The following is a 21,415-nucleotide window of genomic DNA, read 5'->3' as shown; positions in this document are numbered from 1 at the left end:
CAAAAGCGCGCTTGACTGCGAGACAGACACGTCGAGCAGGTACGAAAGTAGGTCTTAGTGATCCGGTGGTTCTGTATGGAAGGGCCATCGCTCAACGGATAAAAGGTACTCCGGGGATAACAGGCTGATACCGCCCAAGAGTTCATATCGACGGCGGTGTTTGGCACCTCGATGTCGGCTCATCACATCCTGGGGCTGAAGCCGGTCCCAAGGGTATGGCTGTTCGCCATTTAAAGTGGTACGCGAGCTGGGTTTAGAACGTCGTGAGACAGTTCGGTCCCTATCTGCCGTGGACGTTTGAGATTTGAGAGGGGCTGCTCCTAGTACGAGAGGACCGGAGTGGACGAACCTCTGGTGTTCCGGTTGTCACGCCAGTGGCATTGCCGGGTAGCTATGTTCGGAAAAGATAACCGCTGAAAGCATCTAAGCGGGAAACTTGCCTCAAGATGAGATCTCACTGGAACCTTGAGTTCCCTGAAGGGCCGTCGAAGACTACGACGTTGATAGGTTGGGTGTGTAAGCGCTGTGAGGCGTTGAGCTAACCAATACTAATTGCCCGTGAGGCTTGACCATATAACACCCAAGCAATTTGCGTCGAACGACCAGATTGCGGTGACTGTGAAGATGACACGAACCGAAAGTTTGCGTCACAAGCGACACCTGAATAACCGACTGTCACATACCCGATTTGCTGAAGCGCGCCGTATGGCACGACTCGGTACCCGAATTTCTTGACGACCATAGAGCATTGGAACCACCTGATCCCATCCCGAACTCAGCAGTGAAACGATGTATCGCCGATGGTAGTGTGGGGTTTCCCCATGTGAGAGTAGGTCATCGTCAAGATTGAATTCCAAAAACCCTCATCGCTTATGCGTTGAGGGTTTTTGTTTTTATGGCGTTCGCCATTTCTGCTTTGAAAACACGTTTTCGTTTCTATGCATCATGCCATTGCGTGGCTATGATGCGTGCCTTACTGCCGGGCGAATTTAAATGCTGACTTTGTTAACGCTTCTTGCTGATGGTGCATTTCATTCCGGCCAGGCTCTGGGCAAGACCTTGGGGGTGAGTCGCAGCGCCGTCTGGAAGCAACTGCAGCAGGTTGAGGCCGATCTCGGTATTGCAGTTCACAAGGTGCGAGGCCGTGGGTATCGACTTGCGGCGCCCATCTCTCTTCTTAGTCCCTCAGCCATAGAGAAAGCGGGCCTCCCTGCCGACTGGTCTGTCCGGACTTATGACTCAATTGACTCCACCAATGCCGAAGCAGTAAGGCTGATTGGTCAAGACGTTTCCATGCCCTTGCTTGTTCTTGCGGAACGGCAGACCTCCGGAAGGGGGCGGCGAGGCCGCAAATGGGTAAGTCCATTTGCTGAAAATCTATACTACAGCCTGGTCTTGCGAATTGACGGTGGTATGCGCCAGCTTGAAGGCCTCAGCTTGCTGGTAGGGCTCGCTGTGATGAATGTGCTGCGTGACATTGGAGTTCATGGTGCCGGCCTCAAATGGCCTAACGATGTGCTTGTGGGAAGACAAAAGATAGCCGGCATACTTCTAGAACTTATCGGTGACCCGGCAGATGTGTGTCACGTGGTCATCGGCATAGGGGTCAACGTCAATATGCGGGCTTCTGCCGAGGTTGATCAGCAGTGGACATCTGTACGGTTGGAGACAGGGCACTTTGTAGATCGAAACGATATTGCCGCTCGAATAAGCAGCCAATTGAATGCGCTGCTGGCTGTGCATCGTAAAGAGGGTTTTGCTGCTTTCCGGGAGGAGTGGGAGCAAGGTCATCTCTGGCAGGGCGCCAAGGTCACATTGCTCTCTGGCGTGGGGGCCGTTGAGGGGGTGGTATTGGGAATCGACTCGCTTGGAGCATTGCGCTTGGAAGTCAGTGGTATAGAAAAAAGCTTTAGCGGTGGCGAGCTCAGTCTGAGGTTGCGTGATGATTCTTGAGCTCGATTGCGGCAACAGCTTCATCAAATGGCGGATAACGACCAGTGATCACGCAGTGATGGTCGGTGGTGGTGTAGTGGACTCGGACGCTGCCTTGCTTGAGAGTCTCGGCAAGCTTCCTGGGGTGCCGTTCAATCAGTGCCGCCTGGTCAGTGTTCGTAGCGCAGACGAAACGGCGAAGCTTGTTGCGCTGCTGATCGATGCCTTCTCGGTAACGCCCGTGTGCGCTGCTCCGGCGCGCCAGCTTGCGGGTGTGATCAACGGCTATGAAGATTTCGGGCGTCTGGGTCTGGATCGCTGGTTAGCTTTGGTGGGCGCCTATCATCTCGTTCGTCGCGCATGCCTGGTGATTGATCTGGGGACTGCAGTGACCTCTGATTTCGTCGATGCTACAGGAGGCCATCTTGGCGGGTTCATCTGCCCAGGCATGCCTCTGATGCGCAATCAATTGCGTACGCATACTCGCCGTATCCGCTATTACGATGTCGAGGCCGAAAAGGCTCTCGCTCATAGGGTGCCCGGACGTGCCACAGCGGAAGCGGTGGAGCGCGGTTGTTCTCTGATGCTCCGAGGGTTCGCTTTGACGCAGATCGAAATCGCACGCGGCTACTGGGGGGCTGACTTTGTTATCTTCGTGACTGGAGGTGATGCTGCGCTGGTTGCAGATGTGTTGCCAGAGGCTCGAATTGTTCCGGATCTGGTGTTTGTTGGCCTGGCTCTCGCTTGCCCTTTGCGCTGAGGTACTTATGCGTTGGTTATTTCTTCTCCTTTTGATGCTAAACGGCCTTTATTACGTATGGCACCAGCAAGAGGCTCCTCTCAGGGCAAAAGAGGTCATGCCCTTATCATTGCATAGCGCCCCACGGCAGGATATTCGACTACTGAGTGAGTCGGAGGGAGGCAAGGCAGTAGGTAGTCCCGAAGCAAAATGTCTGTATGTGGGTGGCTTCGCCAGGCAGGAAGAGGCTCGTCTGGTCGAGCAGCGACTGAATAGCCTTGATATTCAATCGCAGTTTCGGCCCGTTCAGTCGGGTGGTTCTACGGTGTACTGGTTAAAAATCACCCCGGAAAGTCGGCGTCTTGTAGAGGCAGATACAATCAGCCGGTTGAGCCAGGATTTTCCCCTGTTAAAAAATCAAATAATGTCATGTGAGGGCATTGCAACTGCTGAGTAGTTTGCATAGAATGGCGCCCGCTTCGCAGTGAGGTGAAAGTCTCATTAACGAAGCTGCAGTAGTTAACGCATGTAACCTCAGGTTTTTACTGAGAAAAAGGTTGACAGAAGGGCGGCATGAGTTGAGAATGCTGCCTCGCTTAGGAGGGGTTCCCGAGCGGCCAAAGGGATCAGACTGTAAATCTGACGTCTACGACTTCGAAGGTTCGAATCCTTCCCCCTCCACCAGATTTAGCGCAAGCTGCAAATTGCGCGGGTATAGTTTAGTGGTAGAACCTCAGCCTTCCAAGCTGATGATGCGGGTTCGATTCCCGCTACCCGCTCCAAGCTTGCAGCTTATGCATTGTGATTTGCTCTTGTAGCTCAGTTGGTAGAGCACACCCTTGGTAAGGGTGAGGTCAGCGGTTCGAATCCGCTCAAGAGCTCCATTGCTAAAGGCAGATATGAAAATATCTGCCTTTGTTTTAGGTGGTTCGGTTGTGTTGGTCCGCCTGATGTCTTGTTTGGATTCTGCTTTTGGGGCAGGTTAATCCTGAATAAGGCATTGAAAAACTCTCGTCAGGTCAGCATAATGTTCGGCCTGATTTTGCTTTTAGGTCAGTAGCTCAATTGGCAGAGCGACGGTCTCCAAAACCGTAGGTTGGGGGTTCGATTCCCTCCTGACCTGCCAGATTTCCTAGATGTAATCTGGCTTTCTTTTCACAGGATCTCCGTAGATGAATCCCAAGGCTGAAGCATCAGACTCTCGCTTTGACTTGCTGAAGTGGCTCCTGGTAGTCGTTTTGGTTGTCGTGGGTGTTGTCGGTAATCAGTACTACTCTGCTGAGCCGATCCTGTACCGCGTTCTTGCTCTCCTTGTGATTGCCGCTGCTGCTGCTTTTGTAGCGCTGCAGACTGGCAAAGGTAAGGCTTTCTTCGTTTTGGCGAAAGAAGCCCGTGCAGAGATCCGTAAAGTCGTTTGGCCTACTCGCCAAGAAACCACGCAAACCACGTTGATCGTTGTGGCTGTTGTGCTGGTTATGGCGTTGCTGCTGTGGGGGCTAGATTCCCTGCTCGGCTGGCTTGTTTCCTTGATAGTTGGCTAAGGGTGTCCCGTGGCTAAGCGTTGGTACGTAGTGCATGCTTACTCGGGTTACGAGAAGCATGTCATGCGCTCGTTGGTCGAGCGTGTGAAGCTGGCAGGCATGGAAGATGGCTTCGGCGAAATTCTGGTTCCCACTGAAGAAGTGGTTGAAATGCGTAATGGCCAGAAGCGCAAAAGCGAACGCAAGTTCTTCCCTGGTTATGTGCTTGTACAGATGGATATGAATGAGGGTACTTGGCACTTGGTCAAGGACACTCCTCGTGTCATGGGTTTCATCGGCGGTACTGCTGATAAACCAGCACCGATCACCGACAAGGAAGCGGAAGCGATTCTGCGTCGTGTCGCTGACGGTAGCGACAAGCCGAAGCCGAAAACGCTGTTCGAGCCGGGTGAGGTTGTTCGCGTCACCGACGGTCCGTTCGCCGATTTCAACGGTACGGTTGAAGAAGTTAACTACGAAAAGAGCCGTATTCAGGTGGCGGTGCTCATTTTCGGACGCTCTACTCCGGTAGAGCTAGAGTTTAGCCAGGTCGAAAAGGTCTAGCTGAGCTGAAATCCCATACCCCGCAGCTTATAGGCTGTGGGGTTTTTTCGTCACTGGGATATACGTGTAAGTAACCGGGGAGCCTTTTTGGCGCTTGAACCCGTAATTGGAGTGCCTCATGGCCAAGAAGATAACCGCGTACATCAAGCTGCAAGTGAAAGCCGCTCAGGCTAACCCAAGCCCGCCAGTTGGTCCTGCTTTGGGTCAGCACGGTGTGAACATCATGGAATTCTGCAAAGCGTTCAACGCCCGTACCCAGGGTATCGAGCCAGGCTTGCCGACTCCAGTGATCATCACTGTATACAGCGACCGTAGCTTCACTTTCGAAACAAAAAGTACCCCTGCATCGGTTCTGCTGAAGAAAGCTGCAGGCTTGACCAGCGGCTCGGCTCGCCCGAACACCGTTAAAGTTGGCACCGTGACTCGTGCTCAGCTGGAAGATATCGCTAAAGCAAAAAATGCGGATCTGACTGCAGCTGACATGGAAGCGGCCGTGCGTACCATCGCCGGTTCCGCTCGTAGCATGGGCCTTAACGTGGAGGGTGTGTAATGGCTAAGCTGACCAAGCGTCAAAAGGCAATCGCCGAAAAAATCGAAGCTGGCAAGTCTTACAATTTCGTAGACGCCGCTGCGCTGCTCACTGAGCTGTCGACTGTCAAGTTCAGCGAGTCCATCGACGTCGCTGTCAACCTGGGTGTTGATCCTCGTAAATCCGACCAGGTTGTTCGTAGCGCTACCGTCCTGCCGCACGGCACCGGTAAAACTGTACGCGTTGCAGTTTTCACCCAGGGCCCGGCTGCTGAAGCTGCTCTGGCTGCAGGCGCTGATCGCGTTGGTATGGACGATCTGGCTGCTGAAATGAAAGCGGGCGATCTGAACTACGACGTCGTTATTGCTTCTCCTGATGCAATGCGTGTTGTTGGCCAGCTGGGTCAGGTTCTCGGTCCTCGTGGCCTGATGCCTAACCCTAAAGTCGGCACCGTTACTCCTGACGTCGCTAACGCCGTCAAGAACGCCAAGGCCGGTCAGGTTCGTTATCGCACCGACAAAAACGGCATCATCCACACTTCGGTTGGCAAGGTCGGTTTCGACGCTGTCAAGCTGAAGGAAAACGTTGAAGCCCTGATCGCTGATCTGAAGCGTATCAAGCCTGCTTCCTCGAAAGGTATTTACGTCAAGCGCATCACCCTGAGCACCACCATGGGCCCAGGCCTGGTCATCGACCAAGGTTCTCTGGAAGCGTAAGACAGAATGGCGCGGTGTTGTTTGCCGCGCTGTTTGAAAGATTGGGGTCCCTGCATGGCGGGGGCTATCCAAGACCGTAGGCGACGCAAGTCTTAAACCACAAGCCTACGCAGATGGTGCTCCCGGTTCCTTACCGAATCAGACACCAAAACGACATCTGGCTTCGGTCGGATGAAACGGTAACAAGCAGGAGTTAAACCCGTGGCAATTAAACTCGAAGACAAGAAGGCCATCGTCGCTGAAGTCAACGAGGCTGCCAAAGCTGGTCTGTCCGCTGTCGTGGCTGATGCCCGTGGTGTGACGGTTAGCGCAATGACCGGACTCCGTAAAGAGGCTCGTGAAGCTGGCGTTTACGTACGCGTTGTACGTAACACCCTGCTCAAGCGCGCTGTTGCTGACACTGAATTCAGTGTCCTCAACGACGTGTTCACCGGCCCGACCTTGATCGCGTTCTCCAACGAACATCCTGGCGCTGCTGCCCGTTTGTTCAAGGAATTCGCGAAAGGTCAGGACAAGTTCGAGATCAAGGCAGCTGCGTTCGAGGGCAAGTTCCTCGCAGCTAATCAGATCGACGTACTGGCAACCTTGCCGACCCGTAACGAAGCAATTTCTCAGCTGATGAGCGTGATTCAAGGCGCTACCAGCAAATTGGCTCGTACTCTGGCGGCTGTTCGCGACCAAAAAGAAGCAGCTGCAGCTTAAGGCTGAGTCAGATCTTTTCGCGTATTTTTGTTTATTTTGATGGTCGCGTAGGCCGTCCCCCAATTCAGGAAATTGAGTCATGTCTATCTCTCAAGACGATATCCTTAACGCCGTAGCTGAAATGTCCGTAATTCAGGTTGTAGAACTGATCAAGGCATTCGAAGAGAAGTTCGGCGTTACTGCTGCTGCCGGTTCTGCTGGTCCAGCCGCTGCTGCTGCTGTTGTTGAAGAACAAACTGAATTCAACGTCATGCTGCTGGAAGCTGGCGAGAAGAAAGTTAACGTGATCAAGGCAGTACGTGAGCTGACCGGTCTGGGCCTGAAAGAAGCCAAGGCAGTCGTTGACGGCGCTCCAGGCATCGTTCTGGAAGCTGTTGCCAAAGACGCAGCTGACAAAGCCAAAGCTACTCTGGAAGAAGCAGGCGCTAAAGTCGAGCTGAAATAAGCATCGATTTTGAGTGTCCAGCCCACGCGTTTAGCGAAAGGCTGATGGCTGGTGGCTTTTGCCACCGGCCTTTTTCCGTTATAGACGATTGGCGCGGTCAACGTTTATAGCGTGTGGTATCCACCAATGGCGGTGGCGCAAACCAAGGGGTTTGCAAGATTTTCTGGCTGCTTCCGTCGGGAGGGAGCCAAACAAGCAGGTGACCAAGCTGGGGAACGCTGATGGCTTACTCATATACTGAGAAAAAACGTATCCGCAAGGACTTTAGCAAGTTGCCGGACGTAATGGATGTGCCGTATCTCTTGGCCATCCAGCTGGATTCGTATCGCGAATTCCTGCAGGCGGGAGCGACCAAAGATCAGTTCCGCGACGTCGGTCTGCATGCAGCCTTCAAATCCGTTTTCCCGATCATCAGCTACTCCGGCAATGCTGCGCTGGAGTATGTAGGTTATCGCTTGGGCGAACCGGCATTTGATGTCAAGGAATGCGTGCTGCGCGGTGTGACTTACGCTGTACCTCTGCGAGTCAAGGTCCGTCTGATCATTTTCGACAAAGAATCGTCGAACAAAGCGATCAAGGACATCAAAGAGCAAGAAGTCTACATGGGTGAAATTCCCCTGATGACTGAAAACGGTACCTTTGTAATCAACGGCACCGAGCGCGTTATCGTGTCTCAGCTTCACCGTTCGCCTGGCGTATTCTTCGACCACGACCGTGGCAAGACTCACAGCTCCGGTAAGCTGCTTTACTCCGCGCGTATCATTCCTTACCGCGGTTCGTGGCTGGACTTCGAGTTCGATCCGAAAGACTGCGTATTCGTCCGTATCGACCGTCGTCGCAAGCTGCCTGCGTCCGTACTTCTGCGCGCTCTGGGTTACACCACCGAGCAAGTGCTCGATGCTTTCTATACCACCAACGTATTCCATGTGCGCGGTGAAAACCTCAGCCTGGAGCTGGTGCCTCAGCGCCTGCGTGGTGAAATTGCCGTTCTGGATATCCTGGACGACAAAGGCAAGGTCATTGTCGAGCAGGGGCGCCGTATCACTGCCCGTCACATCAATCAGCTGGAAAAAGCCGGGATCAAAGAGCTGGAAGTACCTCTGGACTACGTCCTGGGTCGTACGACTGCCAAGGTCATTGTGCATCCGGCCACTGGTGAGATCATTGCTGAATGCAACACCGAGCTGAACACTGAAATCCTGGGCAAGATCGCCAAGGCTCAGGTTGTCCGTATCGAGACGTTGTACACCAACGACATCGACTGTGGTCCGTTCGTCTCCGACACATTGAAGATCGACTCCACCAGCAACCAGCTGGAAGCCCTGGTCGAGATCTATCGCATGATGCGTCCTGGCGAGCCGCCTACCAAGGATGCAGCTGAAACGCTGTTCAACAACCTGTTCTTCAGCCCTGAGCGTTATGACCTGTCTGCTGTAGGTCGTATGAAGTTCAACCGTCGTATCGGTCGCACCGAAATCGAAGGTTCGGGCGTGCTGTGCAAGGAAGACATCGTTGCGGTCCTCAAGACCCTCGTTGACATCCGTAACGGCAAAGGCATCGTCGATGACATCGACCACCTCGGTAACCGTCGTGTTCGTTGCGTAGGCGAGATGGCCGAAAACCAGTTCCGCGTAGGTCTGGTCCGTGTCGAGCGTGCGGTTAAAGAACGTCTGTCTATGGCAGAAAGCGAAGGCCTGATGCCTCAGGACCTGATCAACGCCAAACCGGTTGCGGCAGCGGTCAAGGAATTCTTTGGTTCCAGCCAGCTTTCCCAGTTCATGGACCAGAACAACCCGCTTTCCGAGATCACCCACAAACGCCGTGTTTCTGCACTCGGCCCTGGTGGTTTGACTCGTGAGCGTGCTGGTTTTGAAGTTCGAGACGTTCACCCGACTCACTACGGTCGCGTGTGCCCTATCGAAACGCTGGAAGGTCCGAACATCGGCCTGATCAACTCCCTGGCGGCCTATGCCCGCACCAACCAGTACGGCTTCCTTGAAAGCCCGTACCGTGTGGTCAAGGAAGGTCTGGTCACCGAAGAGATCGTTTTCCTTTCAGCGATCGAAGAAGCTGACCACGTCATTGCACAGGCTTCGGCCGCAATGAACGACAAGCAAGAGCTGATCGACGAGCTGGTTGCCGTGCGTCACTTGAACGAGTTCACCGTCAAGGCGCCAGCCGATGTCACCCTGATGGACGTTTCGCCCAAGCAGGTTGTTTCGGTAGCCGCTTCGTTGATTCCGTTCCTCGAGCACGATGACGCCAACCGTGCGTTGATGGGTTCGAACATGCAGCGTCAGGCTGTACCGACCTTGCGTGCCGACAAGCCGCTGGTTGGTACTGGCATGGAGCGCAACGTTGCACGCGACTCCGGCGTTTGCGTCGTGGCTCGTCGTGGTGGTGTGATCGATTCGGTTGATGCCAGTCGTATCGTGGTTCGCGTTGCCGATGACGAAGTTGAAACAGGTGAGGCGGGTGTAGACATCTACAACCTGACCAAATACACCCGCTCCAACCAGAACACCTGCATCAACCAGCGTCCGCTGGTCAGCAAGGGCGATCGCGTTCAGCGTAGCGACATCATGGCTGACGGCCCGTCCACCGATATGGGTGAACTGGCGCTGGGTCAGAACATGCGCATCGCGTTCATGGCCTGGAACGGTTTCAACTTCGAAGACTCCATCTGTCTTTCCGAGCGCGTTGTTCAGGAAGACCGCTTCACCACGATCCACATTCAGGAACTGACCTGTGTGGCTCGTGACACCAAGCTTGGGCCTGAGGAAATCACAGCTGACATCCCTAACGTGGGTGAAGCTGCTCTGAACAAGCTGGATGAAGCAGGTATCGTTTACGTAGGTGCCGAAGTTGGCGCTGGCGACATCCTGGTCGGTAAAGTCACTCCGAAAGGCGAGACCCAGCTGACTCCGGAAGAAAAACTGTTGCGCGCGATCTTCGGTGAGAAGGCCAGCGACGTTAAAGACACTTCCCTGCGCGTGCCAACCGGCACCAAAGGTACAGTCATTGACGTTCAGGTCTTCACCCGAGATGGCGTTGAGCGTGATGCACGTGCCCTGTCCATCGAGAAGTCGCAACTCGACGAGATCCGCAAGGACCTGAACGAAGAGTTCCGTATTGTCGAAGGCGCTACTTTCGAGCGTCTGCGTTCTGCGCTGGTGGGTCGTGTAGCGGAAGGCGGTGCTGGCCTCAAGAAAGGTCAGGAAATCACTAACGAAGTACTCGATGGTCTTGAGCATGGTCAGTGGTTCAAACTGCGCATGGCTGAAGATGCTCTGAACGAGCAGCTTGAAAAGGCTCAGGCCTACATCGTTGATCGTCGCCGTCTTCTGGATGACAAGTTCGAAGACAAGAAACGCAAACTGCAGCAGGGCGATGACCTGGCTCCAGGCGTTCTGAAAATCGTCAAGGTCTATCTGGCAATCCGTCGTCGCATCCAGCCGGGCGACAAGATGGCCGGTCGTCACGGTAACAAGGGTGTGGTCTCTGTGATCATGCCGGTTGAAGACATGCCGCACGATGCCAATGGCACGCCGGTGGACATCGTCCTCAACCCGCTGGGCGTACCTTCGCGTATGAACGTTGGTCAGATTCTCGAAACTCACCTTGGCCTCGCGGCCAAAGGTCTGGGCGAGAAGATCAACCGCATGCTCGAAGAGCAGCGTAAAGTGGCTGAGCTGCGCAAGTTCCTTAACGAGATCTATAACGAAATCGGCGGTCGTCAGGAAACCCTGGAAGACCTCACCGACAACGAGATTCTGGACCTCGCGAAGAACCTGCGTAACGGCGTACCGATGGCTACCCCGGTTTTCGACGGTGCCAAGGAAAGCGAAATCAAGGCAATGCTCAAACTGGCAGATATGCCGGAAAGCGGCCAGATGCAGCTGTTCGACGGTCGTACTGGCAACAAGTTTGAGCGCCCGGTAACGGTCGGCTACATGTACATGCTGAAGCTGAACCACTTGGTGGACGACAAGATGCACGCGCGTTCCACTGGTTCTTACAGCCTGGTTACCCAGCAGCCGCTGGGTGGTAAGGCACAGTTCGGTGGTCAGCGTTTCGGGGAGATGGAAGTGTGGGCGCTGGAAGCATACGGCGCGGCGTACACTCTGCAAGAAATGCTCACAGTGAAGTCGGACGATGTGAACGGTCGTACCAAGATGTACAAAAACATCGTGGACGGCGATCACCGTATGGAGCCGGGCATGCCCGAGTCTTTCAACGTGTTGATCAAAGAAATTCGTTCGCTCGGTATCGATATCGATCTGGAAACCGAATAACACGTGACGCGAATCGGGGGCAGGGCGGTATTGCCTGCTCCCCTGCTCCGCCAGGAGGAAAGCCTTGAAAGACCTACTGAATTTGCTGAAAAACCAGGGTCAAGTCGAAGAGTTCGACGCAATCCGTATCGGACTTGCATCGCCTGAGATGATCCGCTCTTGGTCGTTCGGTGAAGTTAAAAAGCCGGAAACCATCAACTACCGTACGTTCAAGCCTGAGCGTGATGGTCTGTTCTGCGCCAAAATCTTTGGCCCGGTAAAAGATTACGAGTGCCTGTGCGGTAAGTACAAGCGCCTGAAGCACCGTGGTGTCATCTGCGAAAAATGCGGTGTTGAAGTGGCCTTGGCCAAGGTTCGTCGTGAGCGCATGGCCCACATCGAACTGGCTTCGCCAGTTGCCCACATCTGGTTCCTGAAATCGCTGCCGTCCCGTATCGGCTTGCTGATGGACATGACCCTGCGTGATATCGAACGCGTTCTCTACTTCGAGAGCTATGTCGTTATCGATCCAGGCATGACCACCCTCGAAAAGGGTCAGCTGCTGAACGACGAGCAGTATTTCGAAGCGCTCGAAGAGTTCGGTGATGATTTCGACGCCCGTATGGGTGCCGAAGCTGTCCGCGAACTGCTGCACGCTATCGATCTTGAGCACGAAATCGGCCGTCTGCGTGAAGAAATTCCGCAAACCAATTCCGAGACCAAGATCAAGAAGCTGTCCAAGCGTCTGAAGCTGATGGAAGCGTTCCAGGGTTCCGGCAACCTTCCTGAATGGATGGTGCTGACCGTTCTGCCGGTTCTGCCGCCAGATCTGCGTCCTCTGGTTCCGCTTGACGGTGGTCGTTTCGCGACCTCCGACCTCAACGATCTGTATCGTCGAGTGATCAACCGTAACAACCGTCTAAAGCGTCTGCTGGATCTGTCTGCTCCTGACATCATCGTGCGCAACGAAAAGCGTATGTTGCAGGAAGCAGTCGATGCACTGCTCGACAACGGTCGTCGTGGTCGTGCAATCACCGGTTCTAACAAGCGCCCTCTGAAATCCCTGGCTGACATGATCAAGGGTAAGCAGGGTCGTTTCCGTCAGAACTTGCTCGGTAAGCGTGTTGACTACTCGGGTCGTTCGGTAATTACCGTAGGTCCGACCCTGCGTCTGCACCAGTGCGGTCTGCCGAAGAAAATGGCTCTCGAGCTGTTCAAGCCGTTCATTTTCGGCAAGCTGGAAATGCGTGGCCTCGCCACGACCATCAAAGCTGCCAAGAAAATGGTCGAGCGCGAGCTGCCAGAGGTCTGGGACGTTCTTGCTGAAGTCATTCGCGAACACCCGGTGCTTCTGAACCGTGCGCCTACGCTTCACCGTCTGGGCATCCAGGCATTTGAACCGGTTCTGATCGAAGGTAAGGCTATTCAGCTGCACCCGCTGGTCTGTGCTGCGTACAACGCCGACTTCGACGGCGACCAGATGGCTGTTCACGTGCCTTTGACGCTGGAAGCTCAGCTCGAAGCGCGCGCGCTCATGATGTCGACCAACAACATCCTGTCGCCAGCCAACGGTGAGCCAATCATCGTTCCTTCGCAGGACGTTGTACTGGGTCTGTATTACATGACTCGCGAAGCGATCAACGCCAAGGGCGAAGGTCGTGTGTTTGCGGATCTGCAGGAAGTCGACCGCGTATTCCGCGCCGGCGAAGCGGCCCTGCACGCCAAGGTCAAGGTTCGTATCCACGAAACGGTCAACGACCGTGATGGTGGCAGCGTCAAGAACACTCGTATCGTCGACACTACTGTTGGCCGTGCGCTGCTGTTCCAGGTGGTTCCGGCCGGCCTGTCCTACGACGTCGTCAACCAGCCTATGAAGAAAAAGGCGATCTCCAAACTGATCAACCAGTGCTACCGCGTGGTTGGTTTGAAAGAGACCGTTATCTTCGCTGACCAGTTGATGTACACCGGTTTTGCCTACTCGACCATTTCGGGTGTTTCCATCGGCGTTAACGACTTCGTTATCCCTGATGAGAAAGCTCGCATCATCGACGCGGCCACCGAAGAAGTTAAAGAGATCGAAAGCCAGTACGCATCGGGCCTGGTTACTCAGGGCGAGAAGTACAACAAGGTAATCGACCTTTGGTCCAAGGCGAACGACGAAGTCTCGAAAGCGATGATGTCGAACCTGTCCAAAGAGCGTGTTATCGATCGTCACGGCGTCGAAGTTGATCAGGAATCCTTCAACTCGATGTACATGATGGCTGACTCCGGCGCGCGTGGTTCTGCTGCACAGATTCGTCAGCTGGCCGGTATGCGTGGTTTGATGGCCAAGCCTGATGGCTCCATCATCGAAACGCCGATTACTGCGAACTTCCGTGAAGGTTTGAGCGTACTTCAGTACTTCATCTCCACTCACGGTGCTCGTAAGGGTCTTGCGGATACTGCATTGAAAACCGCTAACTCCGGTTATCTGACTCGCCGTCTGGTAGACGTGGCTCAGGATCTGGTCGTTACCGAAGTGGATTGCGGTACCGAGCATGGCTTGCTGATGACTCCGCATATTGAAGGCGGGGACGTTGTAGAGCCGCTGGGTGAACGCGTATTGGGTCGAGTGATCGCCCGCGACGTATTCAAGCCGGGTACCGAAGAAGTCATCGTGCCTGCAGGTACGCTGGTCGACGAGAAGTGGGTCGAATTCATCGAGCTGAACAGCATCGACGAAGTGATCGTTCGTTCGCCAATCAGTTGTGAAACCCGCTACGGCATCTGCGCCAAGTGCTACGGTCGCGACCTGGCTCGTGGTCACCAGGTCAACATTGGTGAAGCTGTCGGCGTAATTGCTGCACAGTCCATCGGTGAGCCGGGTACACAGCTGACAATGCGTACGTTCCACATTGGTGGTGCGGCAAGCCGGACTTCGGCAGCCGACAGCGTTCAGGTCAAGAATGGCGGTACCGTCCGTCTTCACAACCTGAAGCACGTCGAGCGTGTCGACGGTCATCTGGTAGCGGTATCCCGCTCTGGTGAGCTGGCAATCGCCGATGACTTCGGTCGCGAGCGCGAACGTTACAAACTGCCTTACGGTGCAGTGATTTCGGTGAAGGAAGGCGACAAGGTCGACGCTGGTTCGATCGTGGCCAAGTGGGATCCGCACACCCACCCAATCGTCACCGAGATGAAAGGTACTGTTACCTACGTTGGCATGGAAGAGGGCATCACGATCAAGCGTCAGACAGACGAATTGACCGGTATGACCAACATCGAAGTGCTCGACGCAAAAGACCGCCCGGCCGCTGGCAAGGACATTCGTCCTGCTGTGAAGATGGTAGGTCTGGATGGCAAGGATCTGCTGCTGCCAGGTACTGACGTACCGGCTCAGTACTTCCTGCCGGCTAACGCCCTGGTTGGTGTAGCTGACGGTGCGCAGATCGCGATCGGTGATGTTATCGCTCGTATTCCGCAAGAGACTTCGAAGACCCGTGACATCACCGGTGGTCTGCCACGTGTTGCCGACCTTTTCGAAGCGCGTCGTCCGAAAGAGGCGTCGATCCTTGCAGAAGTCAGCGGTACCATCGCATTCGGTAAAGAGACCAAAGGCAAGCGTCGTCTGGTCATTACCCCGAACGACGGTAGCGATCCGTACGAAGAGCTGATTCCGAAGTGGCGTCATCTGAACGTCTTCGAAGGCGAACAAGTGAACCGCGGCGAAGTTATCTCCGACGGTCCTAGCGATCCACACGATATCCTGCGTTTGCTGGGTGTCAGTGCGCTGGCCAAGTACATCGTCAACGAGATTCAAGACGTATACCGTCTGCAAGGCGTGAAGATCAACGACAAGCACATCGAGACCATTCTGCGTCAGATGTTGCGTAAAGTTGAGATTGCCGAGTCTGGCGATTCCAGTTTCATCAAGGGCGACCAGATGGAATTGACTCACGTCCTGGTAGAAAACGAGCGTTTGGGCGCAGACGACAAGTTTGTTTCCAAATTCACTCGCGTGTTGCTGGGTATCACCAAGGCATCGTTGTCCACCGAGTCGTTCATCTCCGCGGCCTCCTTCCAGGAGACAACCCGCGTACTGACCGAAGCGGCTGTGACAGGCAAGCGCGACTACCTGCGTGGCCTGAAAGAAAACGTGGTTGTGGGTCGTCTGATCCCGGCCGGTACCGGTCTGGCTTATCACAGCGAGCGCAAGCGTCGTCGTGAAATGGACAAACCGACCCGAGTCAGTGCAAGTGAAGTTGAAGCTGCCCTGACGGAAGCGTTGAACTCCAGCGGTAACTAAGACCAAAGCCTCGGCATTTTCTTCCGGCAACCCGCACATTTCTTGCGGGTTGCCGGGCGGGGCGGCCGGGGCTTTGTCTTGACTGGGCACAGGATCCTCTTTAGACTCTTGTACCCCTAAATTTGGCGGGGCGTTTGTCTCGTCAATTGCTTTTCTTGTAAGACAATAGCGTCGCAAGACAACAGTGGAGCTAGTAGATGGCAACTATCAACCAGCTGGTACGTCAGCCGCGTAAGCGTATCGTCGAGAAATCCGACGTGCCTGCGCTGCAGAACTGCCCGCAACGTCGCGGTGTTTGCACTCGTGTGTATACCACCACGCCGAAAAAACCTAACTCGGCATTGCGTAAAGTCTGCCGTGTTCGCCTGACCAACGGTTTCGAGGTTTCCTCGTACATCGGTGGTGAAGGTCACAACCTGCAAGAACACAGCGTGGTACTGATCCGTGGCGGTCGTGTAAAAGACTTGCCAGGTGTTCGTTATCACACCGTTCGTGGTTCTCTGGATACTTCCGGCGTTAAAGGCCGTAACCAGGGTCGCTCGAAATACGGTACCAAGAAGCCTAAGTAGTATTTGGCTTCTGTTTGAAATTGCAGATTTCTATTTTTCTGAGTCGATAAGAGTAAGGTCGGGCGCATCCTTTGTTGGATGGTGGTCCCGAGCTAACCTGAAGACCGTTTGAGGGCTTATCCATGCCAAGAAGACGCGTAGCAGCCAAGCGCGAAGTGCTTGACGATCCAAAATACGGCAGCCAGATCCTGGCCAAGTTCATGAACCACGTAATGGAAAGCGGCAAAAAAGCCGTTGCCGAGCGTATCGTTTATGGCGCGCTGGAAAAGGTTAAAGAACGCAAGAACAGCGACCCCCTGGAAATCTTCGAGAAAGCTCTCGACGCCATCGCTCCGCTGGTCGAAGTGAAGTCGCGCCGTGTAGGCGGTGCTACTTACCAGGTTCCTGTCGAAGTTCGTCCGTCCCGTCGTAATGCTCTGGCAATGCGTTGGCTGGTAGACTTCGCGCGCAAGCGCGGTGAGAAGTCTATGGCTCTGCGTTTGGCTGGCGAACTGATGGACGCCGCCGAAGGTAAAGGTGCTGCGGTCAAGAAGCGTGAAGACGTGCACCGTATGGCCGAGGCCAACAAGGCTTTCTCGCACTACCGCTTCTAATTTCAGCGTCACTATATTTGCGAGGGCTTTATGGCTCGTACTACTCCGATTAGCCGTTACCGTAACATCGGTATCGTCGCTCACGTGGATGCTGGTAAAACCACCACCACCGAGCGCGTCCTTTTTTACACCGGCAAAAGCCACAAAATGGGCGAGGTGCATGACGGCGCCGCGACCACGGACTGGATGGTTCAGGAGCAGGAGCGTGGTATTACCATTACTTCTGCTGCTATCACTGCCTTCTGGCAGGGTTCCGAGAAGCAACACAAAGACCAATACCGTTTCAACGTTATTGACACCCCGGGCCACGTAGACTTCACCATTGAAGTTGAGCGTTCCCTGCGTGTACTCGACGGCGCGGTCGTTGTGTTCTGCGGTACTTCCGGTGTAGAGCCTCAGTCCGAAACCGTATGGCGTCAAGCCAACAAATACGGCGTTCCACGTATCGTCTACGTGAACAAGATGGACCGTGCCGGTGCTAACTTTCTGCGCGTAATTGCTCAGATCAAGCAGCGTCTGGGTCACACTCCGGTGCCTATTCAGTTGGCCATCGGTGCTGAAGACAACTTCCAGGGTCAAATCGACCTGATGGCTATGGAAGCTGTTTACTGGAATGACGCTGACAAAGGCATGGTTCCTGTTCGCAAGCCTATCCCTGCTGAATTGCAGGAGCTGGCTGATGAATGGCGCGGCAATATGGTAGAGGCTGCAGCCGAAGCCAACGAAGAGCTGATGAACAAGTACCTTGAAGGTGAAGAACTCACCAACGAGGAAATCAAGGCCGCTCTGCGTCAGCGTACTATCGCTGGTGAGATCGTTCTTGCTGTTTGCGGTTCTTCCTTCAAGAACAAGGGTGTTCCCCTGGTTCTCGACGCCGTGATCGACTACTTGCCGGCTCCAATTGACATTCCTGCTATCAAGGGTACCGACCCTGATAACGAAGAAATTCAGATGGAGCGTCATGCGGACGACAGCGAGCCGTTCTCGGCTTTGGCGTTCAAGATCGCTACCGACCCATTCGTGGGTACTTTGACCTTTGTCCGTGTTTACTCGGGCGTGTTGGCATCCGGCGACGGCGTGATCAACTCGGTCAAAGGCAAAAAAGAGCGCGTGGGTCGTATGGTGCAGATGCACGCAAACGCTCGCGAAGAGATCAAGGAAGTACGCGCTGGCGACATCGCGGCCCTGATCGGCATGAAGGACGTCACCACTGGTGAAACCTTGTGCAACGCTGACAAGCCAATCATCCTGGTTCGCATGGACTTCCCGGAACCGGTTATTTCGGTCGCCGTTGAGCCGAAGACCAAGGATGACCAGGAAAAAATGGGTATTGCACTGGGCAAACTTGCTCAGGAAGACCCGTCTTTCCGCGTCAAGACTGATGAAGAGACTGGTCAAACGATCATCTCTGGCATGGGCGAGCTCCACTTGGACATCCTGGTTGACCGGATGCGCCGTGAGTTCAACGTCGAAGCCAACATCGGCAAGCCTCAGGTTTCCTATCGTGAGCGCATCACGAAGAATTGTGAAATCGAAGGCAAGTTCGTTCGTCAATCCGGCGGTCGTGGCCAGTTTGGTCATTGCTGGATCCGTTTTGCGCCTGCTGACGAAGGTCAGGAAGGTCTGCAATTCGTAAACGAAGTGGTAGGTGGTGTTGTTCCGAAGGAATACATCCCGGCTATCCAGAAGGGTATCGAAGAGCAGATGAAGAACGGTGTTGTTGCCGGTTATCCGCTGATCGGCCTGAAGGCTACCGTGTTTGATGGTTCCTACCATGACGTCGACTCGAACGAGATGGCGTTTAAGGTGGCTGCTTCCATGGCGACCAAGCAACTGGCCCAGAAGGGCGGTGGTGAGTTGCTTGAGCCGATCATGGCGGTAGAGGTTGTTACGCCTGAAGACTATATGGGTGACGTGATGGGCGACCTTAACCGTCGTCGCGGCATGATCTTGGGTATGGAAGATACGGTTTCCGGTAAAGTGATTCGTGCCGAGGTTCCGTTGGGTGAGATGTTCGGTTATGCGACCGACGTTCGCTCCATGTCCCAGGGTCGCGCAAGCTACTCTATGGAATTCAAAAAATACAATGCAGCTCCGTCGCACATCGTCGATGCTGTAACCAAAAAACAAGGCTGATTCAGCGCCTTAGGCTAGGAGTTATTTGTCGTGGCTAAAGAAAAATTTGATCGTTCCCTTCCGCACGTCAACGTTGGCACTATCGGTCACGTTGACCACGGTAAAACTACACTGACTGCTGCTCTGACTCGCGTTTGCTCCGAAATTTTCGGTTCTGCAGTCGTCGATTTCGATAAAATCGACAGCGCACCAGAAGAAAAAGCTCGTGGTATCACCATCAACACCGCGCACGTTGAATACAACTCGCTGATCCGTCACTACGCTCACGTTGACTGCCCAGGTCACGCTGACTATGTGAAGAACATGATCACCGGTGCTGCCCAGATGGACGGCGCGATCCTGGTTTGCTCGGCCGCTGATGGTCCGATGCCGCAAACCCGTGAGCACATCCTGCTGTCCCGTCAGGTAGGTGTACCGTACATCGTTGTCTACCTGAACAAGGCTGACCTGGTAGACGACGCTGAGCTGCTGGAACTGGTTGAGATGGAAGTGCGCGATCTGCTGAGCACTTACGACTTCCCAGGTGACGACACTCCGATCATCATCGGTTCTGCTCGTATGGCTCTGGAAGGCAAAGACGATAACGAAATGGGCACCACGTCCGTTCGTAAACTGGTTGAGACTCTGGACAGCTACATTCCAGATCCAGTCCGTGTTATCGACAAGCCGTTCCTGATGCCAATCGAAGACGTATTCTCGATCTCCGGTCGCGGTACTGTTGTAACTGGTCGTATCGAGCGCGGTATCGTCAAGGTTCAAGATCCACTGGAAATCGTTGGTCTGCGTGACACTACCGTCACCACCTGCACCGGTGTTGAAATGTTCCGTAAGCTGCTCGACGAAGGTCGTGCTGGCGAGAACTGCGGCGTTCTGCTGCGTGGTACCAAGCGTGACGACGTTGAGCGTGGCCAGGTTCTGGTTAAGCCAGGTTCGGTTAAGCCGCACACCAAGTTCGAAGCTGAAGTGTACGTGCTGAGCAAAGAAGAAGGCGGTCGTCACACTCCGTTCTTCAAAGGCTACCGTCCACAGTTCTACTTCCGTACTACCGACGTAACTGGTAACTGCGAACTGCCGGAAGGCGTAGAAATGGTAATGCCAGGCGACAACATCAAAATGGTTGTCACCCTGATCAAAACCATCGCGATGGAAGACGGTCTGCGCTTCGCAATCCGTGAAGGCGGCCGTACCGTTGGTGCTGGCGTTGTAGCTAAAATCCTCGAGTAAGCTCTTTTTTGAGTGACCTTTAGTGTTTTGAAGGGGCCCCCGCTTAGCGGGGGCCTTTTTTATTGGGTTGACACCCTGTTAGGTCGTCTATAGAATTGCGCCTCCTTTTAACGGGCGTATTGCGCTCGGTGGGAACAGCAATCTGGAGTCTGAATCCAATGCAAAACCAGCAAATCCGTATCAGGTTGAAGGCTTTTGACCATCGCCTGATCGACCAATCAACCCAGGAAATCGTGGAAACCGCGAAACGTACTGGTGCACAGGTGCGTGGTCCGATTCCACTGCCGACTCGTAAAGAGCGGTTCACCGTTCTGGTTTCTCCGCACGTCAACAAAGACGCGCGCGACCAGTATGAGATCCGTACTCATAAACGCGTTCTGGACATTGTTCAGCCAACGGAAAAAACCGTTGATGCGCTTATGAAGCTTGATCTTGCGGCCGGTGTGGAAGTTCAGATCAGCCTCGGCTAAGACTTGGGTCTTAGTCGTGTAACGCTCTGAAATGGGCGGCCATAGCGGGTGAAAGCCCCGTACACTCATGAGGTTTACAACATGACTATTGGTGTAGTCGGTCGTAAATGCGGTATGACCCGTATTTTCACCGAAGAAGGTGTCTCCATTCCGGTCACGGTCATTGAGATCGAGCCGAATCGCGTCACTCAGTTCAAAACCGAAGAAACCGATGGCTATCGTGCAGTGCAAGTCACTGTCGGCGAGCGTCGTGCTTCGCGTGTTACAGCCGCTCAGGCTGGTCACTTCGCTAAAGCGAACGTAGCCGCCGGTCGTACCGTCATGGAGTTCCGTCTTGAAGAAGGCGACTACCAGACTGGCGATCAGATCAACGCTGAAATCTTCGCCGCTGGTCAACTGGTCGATGTGACCGGTCAGTCCAAAGGTAAGGGCTTCCAGGGTACGATCAAGCGTTGGAATTTCCGTGGTCAGGACAATACCCACGGTAACTCCGTCTCCCACCGCGTCCCGGGCTCTATCGGCCAGTGCCAGACTCCTGGTCGTGTATTCAAGGGCAAAAAAATGTCCGGTCATATGGGCGCTGAGCGCGTGACCGTGCAGTCCCTCGAAGTAGTGCGCGTGGACGCTGAACGCAATCTGTTGTTGGTCAAGGGTGCTGTTCCTGGCGCTACTGGCGGCAACCTGGTTGTACGTCCGGCAGCCAAGGCTCGCGGTTAA

17 protein-coding genes, 4 tRNA genes and 2 rRNA genes (1 of these 23 cut by a window edge) are annotated in these 21,415 nt (G+C 54.4%); all 23 read left to right on the top strand.

Translation table 11 applies throughout. From position 1 onward, the window contains the following. A 23S ribosomal RNA gene (locus tag POR16_RS22155) occupies positions 1–573 on the top strand; it begins 2,321 nt to the left of the window's first position. 157 nt (positions 574–730) lie between these two features. Continuing rightward, positions 731–846: ribosomal RNA gene (gene rrf / locus POR16_RS22150) — 5S ribosomal RNA — on the top strand. A gap of 147 nt (positions 847–993) precedes the next feature. Beyond that, positions 994–1,953 carry a bifunctional biotin--[acetyl-CoA-carboxylase] ligase/biotin operon repressor BirA gene (gene birA, locus POR16_RS22145; RefSeq protein ID WP_005887058.1) on the top strand — a complete coding sequence of 320 codons (960 nt, stop codon included), beginning with the start codon at positions 994–996 and terminating at the stop codon, positions 1,951–1,953. Next, complete coding sequence (locus POR16_RS22140; RefSeq protein WP_005887060.1) at positions 1,943–2,692, top strand: pantothenate kinase; 750 nt, start codon at positions 1,943–1,945, stop codon at positions 2,690–2,692. The genes birA and POR16_RS22140 overlap by 11 nt, the downstream gene beginning before the upstream one ends. A gap of 7 nt (positions 2,693–2,699) precedes the next feature. Beyond that, the gene (locus POR16_RS22135) at positions 2,700–3,128 is read left to right on the top strand and encodes a hypothetical protein (RefSeq protein ID WP_005887062.1); all 429 of its coding nucleotides are present in this window, start codon (positions 2,700–2,702) and stop codon (positions 3,126–3,128) included. 142 nt (positions 3,129–3,270) lie between these two features. Beyond that, a tRNA-Tyr gene (locus tag POR16_RS22130) sits at positions 3,271–3,355 on the top strand. Positions 3,356–3,379: 24 nt separating this feature from the next. Further along, positions 3,380–3,453: transfer RNA gene (locus POR16_RS22125), tRNA-Gly, on the top strand. A gap of 26 nt (positions 3,454–3,479) precedes the next feature. Then, positions 3,480–3,555, top strand: a tRNA-Thr gene (locus tag POR16_RS22120). A gap of 166 nt (positions 3,556–3,721) precedes the next feature. Next, a tRNA-Trp gene (locus tag POR16_RS22115) sits at positions 3,722–3,797 on the top strand. 46 nt (positions 3,798–3,843) lie between these two features. After that, complete coding sequence (secE, locus tag POR16_RS22110; RefSeq protein ID WP_005887064.1) at positions 3,844–4,212, top strand: preprotein translocase subunit SecE; 369 nt, start codon at positions 3,844–3,846, stop codon at positions 4,210–4,212. A gap of 9 nt (positions 4,213–4,221) precedes the next feature. Continuing rightward, positions 4,222–4,755, top strand: coding sequence for a transcription termination/antitermination protein NusG (nusG, locus tag POR16_RS22105; protein WP_003186097.1), 534 nt, complete (start codon positions 4,222–4,224; stop codon positions 4,753–4,755). Positions 4,756–4,873: 118 nt separating this feature from the next. After that, on the top strand, positions 4,874–5,305 hold the full coding sequence (gene rplK / locus POR16_RS22100) for a 50S ribosomal protein L11 (protein ID WP_002555500.1): 432 nt from the start codon (positions 4,874–4,876) through the stop codon (positions 5,303–5,305). Next, positions 5,305–6,000: a 50S ribosomal protein L1 gene (gene rplA, locus POR16_RS22095; protein WP_003400443.1), complete on the top strand. Its 696-nt coding sequence runs from the start codon at positions 5,305–5,307 to the stop codon at positions 5,998–6,000. The genes rplK and rplA overlap by 1 nt, the downstream gene beginning before the upstream one ends. A 201-nt stretch (positions 6,001–6,201) precedes the next feature. Further along, positions 6,202–6,702, top strand: coding sequence for a 50S ribosomal protein L10 (rplJ, locus tag POR16_RS22090; protein ID WP_005887072.1), 501 nt, complete (start codon positions 6,202–6,204; stop codon positions 6,700–6,702). Positions 6,703–6,781: 79 nt separating this feature from the next. Continuing rightward, positions 6,782–7,147, top strand: coding sequence for a 50S ribosomal protein L7/L12 (gene rplL, locus POR16_RS22085; protein ID WP_005768921.1), 366 nt, complete (start codon positions 6,782–6,784; stop codon positions 7,145–7,147). A gap of 221 nt (positions 7,148–7,368) precedes the next feature. Beyond that, positions 7,369–11,442, top strand: a complete 4,074-nt coding sequence (gene rpoB / locus POR16_RS22080; RefSeq protein WP_154897068.1) for a DNA-directed RNA polymerase subunit beta — start codon at positions 7,369–7,371, stop codon at positions 11,440–11,442. A gap of 64 nt (positions 11,443–11,506) precedes the next feature. Beyond that, positions 11,507–15,706, top strand: coding sequence for a DNA-directed RNA polymerase subunit beta' (gene rpoC, locus POR16_RS22075; protein WP_005887076.1), 4,200 nt, complete (start codon positions 11,507–11,509; stop codon positions 15,704–15,706). Between the two features lie 197 nt (positions 15,707–15,903). Then, the gene (gene rpsL / locus POR16_RS22070; protein WP_002555494.1) at positions 15,904–16,275 is read left to right on the top strand and encodes a 30S ribosomal protein S12; all 372 of its coding nucleotides are present in this window, start codon (positions 15,904–15,906) and stop codon (positions 16,273–16,275) included. A gap of 122 nt (positions 16,276–16,397) precedes the next feature. Beyond that, positions 16,398–16,868, top strand: a complete 471-nt coding sequence (gene rpsG / locus POR16_RS22065) for a 30S ribosomal protein S7 (protein ID WP_004397077.1) — start codon at positions 16,398–16,400, stop codon at positions 16,866–16,868. Positions 16,869–16,898: 30 nt separating this feature from the next. Next, positions 16,899–19,004: an elongation factor G gene (fusA, locus tag POR16_RS22060; RefSeq protein ID WP_005887079.1), complete on the top strand. Its 2,106-nt coding sequence runs from the start codon at positions 16,899–16,901 to the stop codon at positions 19,002–19,004. A 30-nt stretch (positions 19,005–19,034) separates the two neighbouring features. Continuing rightward, a complete protein-coding gene (tuf, locus tag POR16_RS22055) occupies positions 19,035–20,228 on the top strand; it encodes an elongation factor Tu (protein ID WP_005887082.1) in 1,194 nt (397 codons plus the stop codon). Between the two features lie 158 nt (positions 20,229–20,386). Beyond that, positions 20,387–20,698 carry a 30S ribosomal protein S10 gene (gene rpsJ, locus POR16_RS22050; RefSeq protein ID WP_002555491.1) on the top strand — a complete coding sequence of 104 codons (312 nt, stop codon included), beginning with the start codon at positions 20,387–20,389 and terminating at the stop codon, positions 20,696–20,698. Between the two features lie 81 nt (positions 20,699–20,779). Beyond that, positions 20,780–21,415: a 50S ribosomal protein L3 gene (gene rplC / locus POR16_RS22045; protein ID WP_005887084.1), complete on the top strand. Its 636-nt coding sequence runs from the start codon at positions 20,780–20,782 to the stop codon at positions 21,413–21,415.

Source organism: Pseudomonas coronafaciens pv. oryzae str. 1_6 (genome assembly GCF_000156995.2).
Classification (GTDB): Bacteria; Pseudomonadota; Gammaproteobacteria; order Pseudomonadales; family Pseudomonadaceae; genus Aquipseudomonas; species Aquipseudomonas tremae.
Note: the sequence above shows the minus strand (reverse complement) of the source record. Positions and strands in the feature narration are given on the sequence as shown.

Bases quoted from the DNA above. Each gene is read 5' to 3' on its own strand.
- birA (WP_005887058.1), top strand. From the start codon at position 994: ATGCTGACTTTGTTAACGCTTCTTGCTGATGGTGCATTTCATTCCGGC.
- POR16_RS22140 (WP_005887060.1), top strand. From the start codon at position 1,943: ATGATTCTTGAGCTCGATTGCGGCAACAGCTTCATCAAATGGCGGATA.
- POR16_RS22135 (WP_005887062.1), top strand. From the start codon at position 2,700: ATGCGTTGGTTATTTCTTCTCCTTTTGATGCTAAACGGCCTTTATTAC.
- secE (WP_005887064.1), top strand. From the start codon at position 3,844: ATGAATCCCAAGGCTGAAGCATCAGACTCTCGCTTTGACTTGCTGAAG.
- rplK (WP_002555500.1), top strand. From the start codon at position 4,874: ATGGCCAAGAAGATAACCGCGTACATCAAGCTGCAAGTGAAAGCCGCT.
- rplA (WP_003400443.1), top strand. From the start codon at position 5,305: ATGGCTAAGCTGACCAAGCGTCAAAAGGCAATCGCCGAAAAAATCGAA.
- rplL (WP_005768921.1), top strand. From the start codon at position 6,782: ATGTCTATCTCTCAAGACGATATCCTTAACGCCGTAGCTGAAATGTCC.
- rpoB (WP_154897068.1), top strand. From the start codon at position 7,369: ATGGCTTACTCATATACTGAGAAAAAACGTATCCGCAAGGACTTTAGC.
- rpsL (WP_002555494.1), top strand. From the start codon at position 15,904: ATGGCAACTATCAACCAGCTGGTACGTCAGCCGCGTAAGCGTATCGTC.
- rpsG (WP_004397077.1), top strand. From the start codon at position 16,398: ATGCCAAGAAGACGCGTAGCAGCCAAGCGCGAAGTGCTTGACGATCCA.
- fusA (WP_005887079.1), top strand. From the start codon at position 16,899: ATGGCTCGTACTACTCCGATTAGCCGTTACCGTAACATCGGTATCGTC.
- rpsJ (WP_002555491.1), top strand. From the start codon at position 20,387: ATGCAAAACCAGCAAATCCGTATCAGGTTGAAGGCTTTTGACCATCGC.
- rplC (WP_005887084.1), top strand. From the start codon at position 20,780: ATGACTATTGGTGTAGTCGGTCGTAAATGCGGTATGACCCGTATTTTC.